Annotated in this window: 9 protein-coding genes; all 9 read left to right on the forward strand. The window is 52.6% G+C overall.

All coding sequences use genetic code 11. The annotated features are described in order from the left end of the window. Nucleotide 1: 1 nt before the first annotated feature. The 9 genes from ACFQO0_RS03485 (at nt 2) to ACFQO0_RS03525 (ending at nt 13,048) form a co-directional block, all read left to right on the forward strand. Nucleotides 2-1,027 carry a FecR domain-containing protein gene (locus ACFQO0_RS03485; protein ID WP_382232639.1) on the forward strand — a complete coding sequence of 342 codons (1,026 nt, stop codon included), beginning with the start codon at nt 2-4 and terminating at the stop codon, nt 1,025-1,027. Between the two features lie 147 nt (nt 1,028-1,174). Continuing rightward, nucleotides 1,175-3,625 carry a TonB-dependent siderophore receptor gene (locus tag ACFQO0_RS03490; RefSeq protein ID WP_382232640.1) on the forward strand — a complete coding sequence of 817 codons (2,451 nt, stop codon included), beginning with the start codon at nt 1,175-1,177 and terminating at the stop codon, nt 3,623-3,625. A gap of 201 nt (nt 3,626-3,826) precedes the next feature. Next, complete coding sequence (locus ACFQO0_RS03495) at nt 3,827-4,021, forward strand: hypothetical protein (protein WP_382232641.1); 195 nt, start codon at nt 3,827-3,829, stop codon at nt 4,019-4,021. Nucleotides 4,022-4,361: 340 nt separating this feature from the next. Next, nucleotides 4,362-4,850 carry a chemotaxis protein CheW gene (locus ACFQO0_RS03500; RefSeq protein WP_382232642.1) on the forward strand — a complete coding sequence of 163 codons (489 nt, stop codon included), beginning with the start codon at nt 4,362-4,364 and terminating at the stop codon, nt 4,848-4,850. Nucleotides 4,851-4,887: 37 nt separating this feature from the next. Beyond that, nucleotides 4,888-6,591 (forward strand): methyl-accepting chemotaxis protein, encoded by a 1,704-nt coding sequence (locus tag ACFQO0_RS03505; RefSeq protein WP_382232643.1) that lies wholly within the window; start codon nt 4,888-4,890, stop codon nt 6,589-6,591. A 419-nt stretch (nt 6,592-7,010) separates the two neighbouring features. After that, nucleotides 7,011-10,466: a response regulator gene (locus ACFQO0_RS03510; protein ID WP_382232644.1), complete on the forward strand. Its 3,456-nt coding sequence runs from the start codon at nt 7,011-7,013 to the stop codon at nt 10,464-10,466. Beyond that, nucleotides 10,466-11,287, forward strand: coding sequence for a CheR family methyltransferase (locus tag ACFQO0_RS03515; RefSeq protein WP_382232646.1), 822 nt, complete (start codon nt 10,466-10,468; stop codon nt 11,285-11,287). Before ACFQO0_RS03510 ends, ACFQO0_RS03515 begins: the two co-directional genes overlap by 1 nt. A gap of 2 nt (nt 11,288-11,289) precedes the next feature. Then, complete coding sequence (locus ACFQO0_RS03520; protein WP_382232647.1) at nt 11,290-11,886, forward strand: chemotaxis protein CheB; 597 nt, start codon at nt 11,290-11,292, stop codon at nt 11,884-11,886. 1 nt (nt 11,887) lies between these two features. Further along, on the forward strand, nt 11,888-13,048 hold the full coding sequence (locus ACFQO0_RS03525) for a hybrid sensor histidine kinase/response regulator (protein WP_382232648.1): 1,161 nt from the start codon (nt 11,888-11,890) through the stop codon (nt 13,046-13,048). Nucleotides 13,049-13,164: the final 116 nt, after the last annotated feature.

Here is a 13,164-nt window from a genome sequence, read left to right on the forward strand (position 1 = left end):
CATGTCGTCACATTCTCTCTTCGCACCTGTATCCGGTAGTAGCGACCAGATCGATCAGGCCATCGTCAAACAGGCGATAGTCTGGCTGGTGACGCTGCAATCAGATGCAGCGAGCGAAGCAGACAGACGCGCGTGCGCCGCATGGCGCGCGGCTGACCATCGACATGAACAAGCGTGGCAACGATTGCATGCACTCGGACAAGATCTGCGCAGCAGCGGCAACCGTGTGTCGCCACCGATGCTGCGCTCTGTATTGCGCAGTACCGATGGCAATACACGCCGCATGGTCTTGCGTTCACTGGTGGGTCTGGGTGTCATCGGCGGCAGTTCTCTGGTCATGCGCGAACAAGCTATATGGCAAAGCGCAACAGCTGACTATCGCACCGCAACCGGAGAACAACGCACCGTCATACTGGCGGATGGCACGCGCATCATGCTCAATACGGCCACTGCAATCGATGTGCGCTTCGATGATCGTGTGCGCCAGATCGTATTGCAACGTGGTGAGATCATGGTCATCACAGCAAAGGATGCTGTCGGAAGACCTTTCGAAATTGCAACTAACAATGGCAGCATTCGGCCTATCGGTACGCGCTTTACCGTCAGACACAATGTAGTCGATACTCCTTCGACAACCGCCGTAGCCGTCATGGAAGGTGCTGTCAACATTTCGGCAAGCAGCGGTGATGGAGTGCGCGTCAATGCAGGAGAGCAAACCCGATTCACGTCTATCTCGGCCCAGCCTCCCTTTGCCTTGGATGGCAGCATCGCGGCATGGATCGACGGCATTCTGGTAGTCGAACGGATGCGGCTGGCCGACTTTATCAACGAACTCGATCGCTATCGCAAAGGTGTGCTGCGTTGCGATCCGGCAGTTGCAGACCTTTTGGTCAGCGGCTCTTTTCCTTTGCATGACACTGATGCCGTGCTGGGCTTGCTGACCGAAACCCTGCCGCTGCACATCCATCACATGACCCGTTACTGGACCACCATCACAGCCGGCAAGAAAAATGGAAGCCCTACGTAAATGCCCTTAGCGATGCGATCAAGTAAGTAACAAGAAAAATTTATCAAACACGAAGGCAGGTTTCCAGAACTCGTGCATCAACAGGAATAGAGGCGCTGCAAACAAAGGCAACGCTGCATTTCCAGCCCGATACTAAAAGGAACCAAGATGCCCCACCCGTTCAAGCACGATGCAGGCATGCATCGTCACCCACCGATGACCATCAAACCGATCGCCCATGCCGCCCGCCTCGCGCTGTGCAGCGCGCTGCTGGTCGGTACCGCAGCGTTTGTGCCGGCGCTGGCACAAAGCACTCCAGATGCGACGATTCGCACCGAAGCTGCCCGCCAATACAACATACCTGCCGGCTCGCTGGATCAGGTACTGGGTCGTTTTGGGCGCGAAGCCGGTGCACTCGTAGCGATTGATCCGGAACTAACTGCAGGACTGCAAAGCGACGGCCTCAAAGGCAGTTATTCGCTAAGCGGTGGCATGAATGCGATTCTTGGCAGCCATCGTCTGGAAGCGGTCTCCGGCGCGAATGGCGGTTACCGCCTGCGTCGTATCGCGCCGGGCGTCAGTACGTTGCCTGCAGTAACCGTGTCTGCGATATCGACAACGGATGTAATTTCTGCCCATGCAGGTGGACAAGTTGCGCGTGGCGGCAGCCTGGGTCTGCTAGGTACACAGAACACGATGGATGTGCCATTCAGCACCACCAACTACACGGCAGACCTTCTGGAAAACCAGCAAGTCCGCACTCTGGCAGACGTCGTGGTGAATGACGCCTCGGTACGCATGAGCACCGGCGGCACCGGCTTCGACGACACCTTCCAGATACGCGGCTTTGCCGTCAGCGCCACAGACGTCGGCCTCAATGGATTGTATGGCTTGATCTCGCAAAACCGTGTGCCTGCTCAACTCGTCGAACGCGTAGAAATCCTCAAGGGGCCGGGCGCGCTGATCAATGGCATCGCACCAAGCGGTAGCGTCGGCGGCGGCATCAACATCGTCAGCAAACGTGCCAGCGATGATCCACTCACACGGGTGACCGCTGCGTATACCGGCAGCGCCAATGTTGGCTTAGGGCTCGATATGAGTCGGCGCTTCGGCGAAGACAAAGCATGGGGCCTGCGTTTCAACGGCTTGGTGCGCGACGGCGAGGCCACAATCGATGGCGGGAACCAGCAAACCGGCCTGGCCGCGCTGGGCGTCGATTATCGCGGCAGCCGCGCACGCTGGTCACTGGACGCCATCATTCAGCGTGACGACACCGATAACTTCCGCCCGCAGATCAGCCTGGATAGTGGGCTCTCCGCCATCCCGGCACCACCGGACGCGCGTTCGAATTTCTATCCCGGCACAACGCTGGTACAAAAGGATTCGACCATCGCCACGCGCATTGAATACGACATCACCGATGCGCTGACTGCTTACGCCGGCATCGGCTATCGTGATGGTTCAAACGATCAGGTGTTTCCGCGCTCCACCACTGCGGTCAACACAATTGGTAATTTTACAGTTAGTAACAACTACTACGACTCGTACACCAAGACGACTAGCGGCAACGCCGGTTTGCGCTGGCGTTTCAATACGGCGGGCATTGGACACACGGTCACGGCTGCAGTGACTCAAATGCAGCAGGAGGCTGGCAGTGCATACATTACCGGCAATTCAACAGCATCCAATATCTACAATCCGGCGCCGCTTCCGTCCATCACGGCCGCACGTACTTCTCCCCTCAAAACATCTGAAACCACGCTCAGCAGTTTCGCGCTCGCAGATACACTGTCCTTCATGAATGACCGGCTGTTGATCACACTCGGCGCGCGTAACCAGACCGTGGAAGTACAAAGCTTCAACGCGACTGGCGCAAAGACAAGCAACTATGACAAGAGCGCAGTCTCGCCGCTCGCAGGCGTCGTATTCAAGCCGATGGAAAACGTTTCGGTATACGGTAACTACACTGAAGGTCTGACCCGCGGCGCCTTCGTTTCGACAACGTCTGGCTACGCGAATCCAGGTGAAGCACTGGCCCCGTACAAATCGGAACAATACGAAGCCGGCGTCAAGGTGGATTGGGGCCGTATTACGACCACTGCAGCGATCTACCAAATCGCGCGCCCGAACGCACAAGTCAACACCGCAACCAACGTCTACGGCTATTTCGGCGAACAGCGCAATCGTGGTCTCGAATTGTCCGCCTATGGCGAACTGCAGCGTGGCCTGCGTGGCATGGCCAGTGTGGCATTTGTCGATCCCAAGCTGACAAAGACACCCAACGGTGTCAATCAGGGCAAAGATGCTGCTGGCGTACCCGACACTACGGCGAGCGCTGGCCTCGATTGGGACACGCCCTGGACGCCGGGCCTGTCGCTTAATGGCCGCGTAATCTACACTTCGGGTTCCTACCTGACCTCCGCCAACACACAAAAATTTGACGGCTGGACTCGTTACGACATCGGCGCACGTTACCGCACGGCGGTCGCGGGCAAGGAGGTCGTGTTACGCGCCAACATCGAGAACCTGCTGGACAAGAACTACTGGCTCACAACTGGAACCTATGTAACCGTCGGCTCGCCACGCACTTTGGTGCTGTCCGCGTCGATAGACTTCTGACTTTTTCCAGACCGTCTGTGATCAAACCTGGAGTCGTTGCGTCTTTCTTCGCAACGACGCTGGTTTGACGTTCCACCTAGTGGCATGCTTGCCTTGCACGGAAACTATCAACAGAGGGCCGACATTCATTAATATCGAGTCGTCGATACGCATGACTGCAAGAAGTTAAAATACGCATTCGCATTATTTGAAAAACTGGTAATGACAAATTCCTCTATACAACGCAGCACCTTCTGGTTTGTCTGGCGCACGCCGACCTTACTGGCAATACTCACTCTATTTGGCTTGCTCGCTGCCTTGCTCAAAACGGGTGTTTGGCATTGGGCTGCCTGGGTCGCGCTCGCCATCCCGGTTGTTGCAGGCCTGTGGTTCAGTTTCAAGCGCTCCGGCCGATAACCCGGGTTCCACCATGGAAATGAATGTTGTTTGCAGGGCACCAAGGAACGCACGTTTCGGTCGTGTTTATCCATTGCATTAAATAAATCACAACTCGCTCTTTTAGCTATTCACCATTATCGCTAGCCCTCCATGCGATTTTGTGCCCGCCCCGCCCTTCCTCTCCCTGAATATTATTCCCGCCGTGTTGCAAACTTCACGCCAATTGTGAAGTATTGTTAAATAATTGAATTTTTCAAAAGTTACAGTCTGAAATCCTTGGCTGATCCTGAGAAGCCTCGCTATACTCATATTTAGTTTCACCAAGGCAATATTATTTCCTCCATTCAGATTGAAAACCATGTCCAACTCGATACAGCCATCCGCCTCGACTTTCACCTCTCTGGAATTTCTTGCCTTTACGCTCGGCAACGAAGAATATGGAATCGACATTCAAAAAGTTCAGGAACTGCGGGGATACGACGCGGTAACGCGTATTGCCAATGCGCCCGAGTTTGTCAAGGGAGTCGTAAATCTGCGTGGCATCATCGTGCCGATTGTCGATATGCGCATCAAATTCAATCTGGGCACACCGACTTACGACCAATTTACGGTCGTAATTATTTTGCATATCGGGGGACGCATCATGGGCATGGTGGTCGATAGCGTATCTGACGTCATCACGCTCACGGATGAACAACTCAAACCGGCACCACAAATGGGTTCCGTGGTCGAGACCGATTATCTGCTCGGTCTGGGCACGATAGAAGAACGCATGCTGATCTTGCTGGACATAGACAAATTGATGAGCTCGACAGACATGGGCTTGATCGAACAAGTTGCAGCTTAAATACCTCCATTAACGTCCATTTCAAAACGGCAAAAACATGTTGAACAATTTATCCATCAAGTTACGTCTGATTCTGACCATGGCGTTCATGGGCGTCATGCTGATAGTCGGTGGCGCCATGGGTGTCATCGGCCTGCAAACCACAAATAACACCTTGCAAGAGGTTTATACCAACCAAATGCCATCATCCAACGCCATCAATTTGATGATGACACGGCTGCTGCAAGCGCGCGCTGCACTTAATCGAGTAGCCATGCGCCCCGACGAGGCAAGCGCGGAAGCGACCATCAAACGTGCTGAAAATTTCTACACGCAATCGGATGATGAATGGAACAAATATCTGGCATTGCCATTTGAAAATGAGGCTGAAAAAAAACTGGCAGAAGAAGTGAGTGCCAAACGTCTCAACTATCTTCAAGTCGGCAATCAGCAACTAGCCGGTGCGCTACGTGAACATCGCATTGATGCAGCTGAAGTTATTCTGTTGAATAGAATGTCTCCTCTCTTTCAGGATTTAACCAAAAGTACGGATGCCTTGATCAAGCTGCAAATGGAAAATGCAGCGGCAGGTTACGAAAAAAGTCAGTCGCTTTTTTCAAAATTCCGCATCGCGGCTATTGGTGGCGTTCTATTCGGTCTGGTTGCCGTTGCAATCTCGGCCTTCTTCCTGATACGTGCAATTAACCAGCCTTTGCAGGAAATGATGGGGCATTTCGAATCCATTGCAGCTGGCGACCTGACCAGTAATATCGAAGTCAAATCAAAAAATGAACTGGGCAATCTCATGCTCGGCCTGCAAAAAATGCAGGCGCGCTTAACCGACACCGTTTCGCAGGTGCGTGAAGGCAGCACGGCGATTGGTGCAGCGACCACGCAAATTGCAGCCGGCAATCTGGACTTGTCCAGCCGTACCGAACAGCAGGCTGCATCACTCGAAGAAACAGCATCCTCGATGGAAGAACTCACCTCCACCGTCAAGCAAAATGCAGACAATGCGCGCCAGGCCAATCAGTTGGCAGTCACCGCATCTACGGTTGCCGTCAAAGGTGGCGCTGTGGTTTCCGACGTGGTGGATACGATGGACTCGATTAATACATCTGCCAAGAAAATTGTCGACATCATCGGCGTCATCGATAGCATCGCATTTCAAACCAACATCCTCGCGCTGAATGCCGCAGTGGAAGCCGCGCGCGCAGGCGAACAAGGTCGCGGTTTCGCCGTGGTAGCAAGCGAAGTGAGAAATCTGGCGCAACGTTCTGCAGCAGCAGCAAAAGAAATCAAAATCTTGATTGATGACTCGGTCAGCAAAGTCGATGCAGGCAGCAAACTTGTGGCGCAAGCCGGCACCACGATGACCGAGGTGGTCGATAGCGTGAAACACGTGACCGACATCATGGGTGAAATTCTGGCTGCAAGTCAGGAACAAAGCGCCGGTATCGAGCAAGTCAATACCGCAATTGTGCAAATGGATGAAGTCACGCAGCAAAATGCTGCCTTGGTCGAAGAAGCAGCTGCAGCTGCCGCGTCTCTCAGAGATCAGGCAACCAATCTGTCTGGCGTGGTCGCCGTATTCAAATTGCATGGCCATGCATCAGGCACACAAAGCATTACCCCGCAAGCACGTCCCAGGGCTTTGTCCAGTCCCCCTGCAGTGGCTCCCGCAAAACGCAGTATCGCAAGCACGGCGCCCGCAAAAATCGCCAGCAGTAAAGACTCTGACAGCGACTGGGAACAGTTCTGATCGCTTGCATGAGCAATGCGTTGCTCGATAAAGCAGCCCTAAAAAAATCCGCCTCGGCGGATTTTTTTATTTCAGTTGAAATTATGCGATGCGAATGTGTGAAGAGCACACACAAAAACACGCGCACGTTTGCTTAAATATGGACCCACATGTAAATTTTACAAAAAAACCAATCTGGATAAAAACCGCACGATTGAATGTAACGATCTGTCAAAAAGGACACGTGAAGCCCGCATGTAAGTTTTACAAACATCTCCCTGCGAGTTCTGATTGATCGGATTACGGTTAATAGGATAGTCATCCCGGTCGATAAAGACTACTCAAAAAGCCGCTCCGATTACTCTGCAACGCACGTCAACAGTTGTGCTTTCCCCTTTCGTTTTGCATTACACTTTGGCGTTTAAGTTTTGGAAGAATACATGCCATCTGCACCTGCTATCGACCAAACCGGCTTTCGCCGCATCCTCATACGCAACATCACTTTGCCGTTGGCAGTGGGTGTAACCAGTGCAGCCATCTTCGTTGCATTAATTTTCTATCTGATATCCGTACTGAATTGGGTAGAACACACAGAGCGCGTGATAGGCAATGCCCACGAAATCACCAAGCTATCGGTGGATATGGAATCCGGCATTCGCGGTTACGCGCTCTCCAACGACATCAATTTTCTGGCGCCGTACGAAATAGCCAAACCGAAAATCGCAGCAGAGATGCTCACGCTGAATGAGTTGATCAAGGACAATCCGGACCAAGTCGATAGACTGCAGCGCATCAAGGCCATGCAAGCACAATGGGAAGAGTTTGCACAAACCACCATTCGGATGCGCAGCAACAATGAAGATGTTGCCAAATACATTGCCAGTGGTCGCGGCAAGTTGCAGTTCGACGAAATTCGCAGAGAGTTCACGGACTTCCTGCAAAGCGAACAAGGCCTGCGCAAGGAACGCAATGAAGAAGCAAAACATGTAACGACCACCGTGGTCGCGCTCTATCTCGGCATTAGCATATTGCTGAGCGGACTGCTTGCACTGTTTGGTCGCCGCGAGCTATTGCAGCTTTCCACAACCTACAACGACACGCTCACTCAACACCAGTTGCATGCCAGCTCCCTGGAACAACTCGCGTGGCAGCGTGCCGGTCAGGCTCAACTGGGCGAACAAGGAATTGGCCAGATGGCATTGCCGCAACTGGGGCGTGCCGTACTGGACTTTCTTGCTCGTTATGTTGGCGCCTCCGTCGCGGCACTTTATGTGCGCGAAGATAACGGCACATTGCGCCGCGTGGCCAGTTTCGGCTTCAGCAAGGAAAATGAATATATTGAACAATCCTTCGATCATGCAGAAAGCCTGGTCGGACAAGCAGCACTGGCGAAACGCCTGATCCATCTCGATAACGTACCGGACAATTACCTGAAGGTGACGTCGGGTTTGGGTAACTCCAAACCGCGCAATGTCGTGATGCTGCCGATCAATCATGAAGGTGATATCAATGGCGTAGTCGAGCTTGGATTTTTGCACACCCCTGGCGAACGGGATCTGGACTTCCTCAGACTGGTCGCTCCCAGCCTGGGTATGGCAGTAGAAGCATCGCTGTATCGCCGACGCCTGCAGGATGTACTGGCTGAGACCCAGCAACTCAATGAAGAATTGCAAGTCCAGCAGGAAGAATTACGCACCGCGAATGAGGAGCTGGAAGAGCAGTCGCGCATCCTAGAAGAATCCCAAGTCAATCTCGAAAATCAGAAAGCGGAACTGGAGCAAACCAATGAACAATTGGCTACCCAGGCCCTTGCACTTGATCAAAAGAATCTTGCATTAAATGAAGTGCAAGGTGAGCTGGAAGAACGCGCGGTGGAATTGCAACGCGCCAGTAAATATAAATCCGAATTCCTTGCGAATATGTCGCATGAGTTGCGTACACCACTCAACAGCTCACTGATTCTGTCAAAACTGCTCGCCGACAATACCAAGGGCAATCTGGATGAAGAGCAGATCAAGTTTGCCAACACTATTTATTCAGCCGGCAATGATCTGCTGAATCTGATTAATGACATTCTCGATATCTCCAAGGTTGAGGCCGGCAAGCTTGACCTTTCTCCTGAAGAAATTACTTTACCGCGTCTGATCGAGGGATTGAAGATGACCTTCGAGCCACTCGCAGGTCAAAAGCGTTTGCAGTTCACGACAACTATCGATGCAACTGCGCCACAAACCATGTTTGTCGATAGTCAGCGGGTAGAGCAGATACTCAAGAACCTGCTGTCGAATGCCATCAAGTTCACAGAAGCCGGCCAAGTCACATTATCAATAAGCGGTAAAGACAAGGATCACATTGCGTTCGCCGTCACCGACTCTGGCATCGGCATCCCGCACGAACAGCAACAGATTATTTTTGAGGCTTTCCGTCAGGCGGATGGCACAACCAGCCGTCGCTACGGTGGCACCGGGCTGGGGCTGTCGATTTCGCGCGATCTTGCCACAATGCTGGGTGGCTCGATTACGATCTGTAGCACCCCCGGCAAGGGCAGCACTTTCACATTGTTGCTACCGGTCCGGGCGCCCGCCGTCGTGCCCGTAATCGAACGCAGTGCGATCACCGTACAGCCCAACTTTTCGCCACCACCAGCGCCCGCGCCAACGTCTGTTGTTGTCCCAGCATTTCCCGACGACAGGGACAGCGACAAGCATAACGCCCGCACGGTACTCGTGATTGAAGATGAAGTCGTGTTTGCCCGGATTCTGTATGACCTGGCGCACGAGATGCAGTACCGCTGCCTGGTTTCGCACGGCACGGTGGACGGCATGCATGCAGCGGCAACCTATGTACCGGATGCCATTCTGCTCGACATGGGTTTGCCTGACGGTTCCGGCATGGCCCTGCTGCAACAGCTGAAAACCGATCCAAAAACACGACATATTCCGGTCCATATTGTTTCTGCATCTGACAGGACAGAAGTCGCATTGCAAATGGGGGCGATCGGTTACGTAACGAAGCCTGCAACGCGCGAACAACTGAGGCAGGTATTCCAGAAACTGGAAAGCAAGTTCTCGCAAAAAATGAAACGCATCTTGCTGGTCGAGGACGATGCGCGCCAGCGCGAAAGCGTCGCCCAGTTGATTAGTGATGCAGATGTGGAAATTAATGCCGTGGCAACTGGCGAAGAGGCATTGGCATTGTTGCGCGACACCGTCTTCGACTGCATGATCATCGATCTCAAATTACCTGACATACAAGGCGAAGAACTGTTGCAGAGAATGTCGTCGGAGGAAATTTCCTCCTTCCCGCCGGTGATTGTCTATACCGGGCGCAATCTGACCCGCGACGAAGAAACCAATCTTCTCAAATATTCCCGCTCCATCATCATCAAGGGGGCTCGCTCACCCGAACGTTTGCTGGATGAGGTGACGCTGTTCCTGCACAAGGTCGAATCCGAACTGTCGGTAGAACGGCAAAGCATGCTGAAGACCTTGCGCAGTCGTGACCGTGTATTCGAAGGCCGACGCATCTTGATTGTCGATGATGATGTACGCAATATCTTTGCATTGACCAGCGCGCTGGAACAAAAAGGTGCCGTCATCGAAATTGCGCGCAATGGCTTTGAAGCCCTTGAAAAACTGGATCAGACACCAGAGATCGATCTGGTATTAATGGACGTCATGATGCCGGGCATGGATGGGCTGGAAGCGACGCGCCGGATTCGTACCGACGCCCGTTTCCAGAAACTACCTATCATCGCCATCACAGCCAAGGCCATGAAAGACGATCAGGAACAATGTCTGCAGGCAGGTACATCGGATTATCTGGCCAAGCCGATTGATCTGAATCGCCTGTACTCGCTGGTGCGTGTCTGGATGCCGAATATGGAACGCCTTTAATGCCGGGTTCGAGCAACACTGATATCGAATTGCGTCTGCTGATTGAGGCAATCTACCTCAAGTACAGCTATGACTTTCGCAACTATTCCGGCGCTTCGCAGAAGCGTCGGGTATTGCATGCCTTGCCGCATATGGAATGCAAAACGATCTCGGATTTGCAGGCACGGGTACTGCACGATCCGAATGCCTTCATGCAGTTGTTGCAGTATTTGACGATCCCGGTGAGCGAGATGTTTCGCGATCCGTCGTATTACCTGGCATTGCGCCAGCAAGTCGTACCTTTTTTAAAAACCTATCCTTCACTGAAAATATGGGTAGCAGGATGCAGCACTGGCGAAGAAATTTATTCGATGGCCATCATGCTGAAAGAGGAAGGCTTGCTCGATCGCAGCATTATTTATGCAACCGACATCAATCCAGTCTCGCTTGAGAAGGCGCGGAAAGGTGTCTTTGCACTCGACAGGATCAAGGATTACACCAGCAACTATCAAAAGGCCGGCGGCAAAGCCACGCTCTCCGATTACTACACTGCTGCTTATGATGCAGCGCTGTTCGATCGCTCCTTGTGTGAAAACGTCAGCTTCGCCGATCACAGTCTGGCGACCGACACTGTGTTTTCTGAAACGAATTTGATCTGCTGCCGCAACGTCTTGATTTATTTCAATCGCAAATTGCAGGAACGTGCTCTAGGCCTATTTCATGAATCCTTGTGTCATCGCGGATTTATGGGCCTGGGCAGTAAGGAGAGCATAGAGTTTTCTGCATATACAAATCGCTTTGAGCCACTGGATAAAGCGCAGCGGATTTATCGCAAGGGTTAAGCATGGTGCAAAGCGCAAGTTCGGCAAAGGAAGGGAAAATAGCAGCGATTGCCATCGGTGCGTCTGCCGGAGGCGTCGATGCATTGCTCAGAATATTAAGTGGTCTGCCGGCCAGCTATCGTCTGCCTATCTTCGTGGTTCTGCACATGCGCGATGATAGGGAAAGCCGTCTGACAGATGTATTTGCACAGCATGTCCGCGTCCCTGTTCGACAGGCACGAGACAAGGAGGATATAGAGGCTGGCGTCTTGTATTTTGCCGGCCCTGGTTACCATCTATCTATAGAGCAGGATCGCAGTTTTTCGTTGAGTGGCGAGGATCCCGTGCATTATTCGCGGCCCGCAATCGATATACTGATGAGCTCAGCAGCCGATGTGTATGGCCACGCTCTGGCAGGTTTCTTACTTACAGGGGCGAATCAGGATGGCGCGGAAGGAATGGCGAATATCCATGAGGCTGGCGGCTTGACAGTTGTACAGGATCCGAAAGAAGCACAAATATCCACCATGCCGCAGGCTGCGATTGATCGCAGCCAACCGGATCTGATTTTGCCCTTGCTTGAAATGCATGCCTTACTTATGAAGCTGGGAACAACCTGATATGTATGCTGAAAATTTCACTAAATTGTTGATCGTCGACGATTTGCCGGAAAACCTGATGGCACTGAATGAGATCATCAAGCAGAAGGATCGCATCGTCTATCAGGCAACATCAGGCGAGGATGCATTAATGCTTTTGTTGCAGCATGAATTTGCTCTGGCCATCCTCGATGTAACGATGCCCGGCATGGATGGCTTTGAGCTGGCGGAGCTGATGCGCGGTACAGAAAGAACGCGTCATATTCCCATCGTATTCGTCAGCGCTGCGGGCAAGGAATTGAACTACGCTTTCAAGGGCTATGAAACCGGTGCCGTCGATTTTCTGCACAAGCCGCTGGACATTGCTGCCGTCAAAAGCAAGGTCAATGTTTTTGTTTCCCTGTACCAGCAACGCAATGAAGTAAAGCGTCAGGTTGAAGCACTGGAAAAAAGTCGTCAGGAACTGCACGCGACACAAGTGGAACTGCAACGCTCGCTGCGGATGCGCGATGATTTCATGTCGATGGTTGCACACGAACTACGGACGCCGCTCAATACCCTCTTCCTTGAAACACAGATGCGCAAGATGCAGTTGGAGAAATCCAATATGGAAGCATTCAATGAAGAGAAGCTGCAACGCATGGTGGCACGCGATGGCCGCCAGATCCAGAGCATGATCCGATTGATCGATGACATGGTGGATGTATCCCGCATACGTAGCGGCAAATTGTCGATACGTCCGATCGAAACCGAATTGTCCGATCTACTGCAGCGCATCGTGAGTGATCTGTCGCATCAGGCTGCTGCAGCCGGCACCGATATCACGCTGGATGCAAACAAAATTTCCAGCGGCACCTGGGATGAATTCCGCGTTGAACAGATCATCATTAATCTGTTGACGAATGCACTGCGCTACGGCGGTGGCAAACCGGTCAAGGTCATGCTGGAAGCCAACCCAGTTTATGCCGAAGTCACCGTGCGCGACCAGGGCAATGGCATCACCGCGGCAGACCAGCACCGCATTTTCGAACCATTCGAAAGGGCCGGGACAAAAACTGGCGCCGGACTGGGTCTGGGCTTGTATATTGCGCGGCAACTGGCAGAAGCCCATGGCGGCAGTCTTACCGTCGACAGCACCTATGGCGAAGGTGCTGCATTCCGTTTGCGTCTGCCATTTCAATAACAGCCTGATACTCAGTCTGGCAATCGACGGCCGCTTTGCATGGCTAACATCGTTTTCAAGGCTTTTTCGACCACGTAAAAAAGCCTCCATTTTTCAATGGAGGCTTTGAATACCCC

This window comes from Herminiimonas aquatilis, assembly GCF_042665175.1.
GTDB classification, from domain to species: domain Bacteria; phylum Pseudomonadota; class Gammaproteobacteria; order Burkholderiales; family Burkholderiaceae_D; genus Oxalicibacterium; species Oxalicibacterium aquatilis.

Coding starts and splice junctions, on each gene's coding strand:
- ACFQO0_RS03505 (WP_382232643.1), top strand. CDS start 4,888: ATGTTGAACAATTTATCCATCAAGTTACGTCTGATTCTGACCATGGCG.
- ACFQO0_RS03520 (WP_382232647.1), top strand. CDS start 11,290: ATGGTGCAAAGCGCAAGTTCGGCAAAGGAAGGGAAAATAGCAGCGATT.
- ACFQO0_RS03495 (WP_382232641.1), top strand. CDS start 3,827: ATGACAAATTCCTCTATACAACGCAGCACCTTCTGGTTTGTCTGGCGC.
- ACFQO0_RS03510 (WP_382232644.1), top strand. CDS start 7,011: ATGCCATCTGCACCTGCTATCGACCAAACCGGCTTTCGCCGCATCCTC.
- ACFQO0_RS03500 (WP_382232642.1), top strand. CDS start 4,362: ATGTCCAACTCGATACAGCCATCCGCCTCGACTTTCACCTCTCTGGAA.
- ACFQO0_RS03515 (WP_382232646.1), top strand. CDS start 10,466: ATGCCGGGTTCGAGCAACACTGATATCGAATTGCGTCTGCTGATTGAG.
- ACFQO0_RS03490 (WP_382232640.1), top strand. CDS start 1,175: ATGCCCCACCCGTTCAAGCACGATGCAGGCATGCATCGTCACCCACCG.
- ACFQO0_RS03485 (WP_382232639.1), top strand. CDS start 2: ATGTCGTCACATTCTCTCTTCGCACCTGTATCCGGTAGTAGCGACCAG.
- ACFQO0_RS03525 (WP_382232648.1), top strand. CDS start 11,888: ATGTATGCTGAAAATTTCACTAAATTGTTGATCGTCGACGATTTGCCG.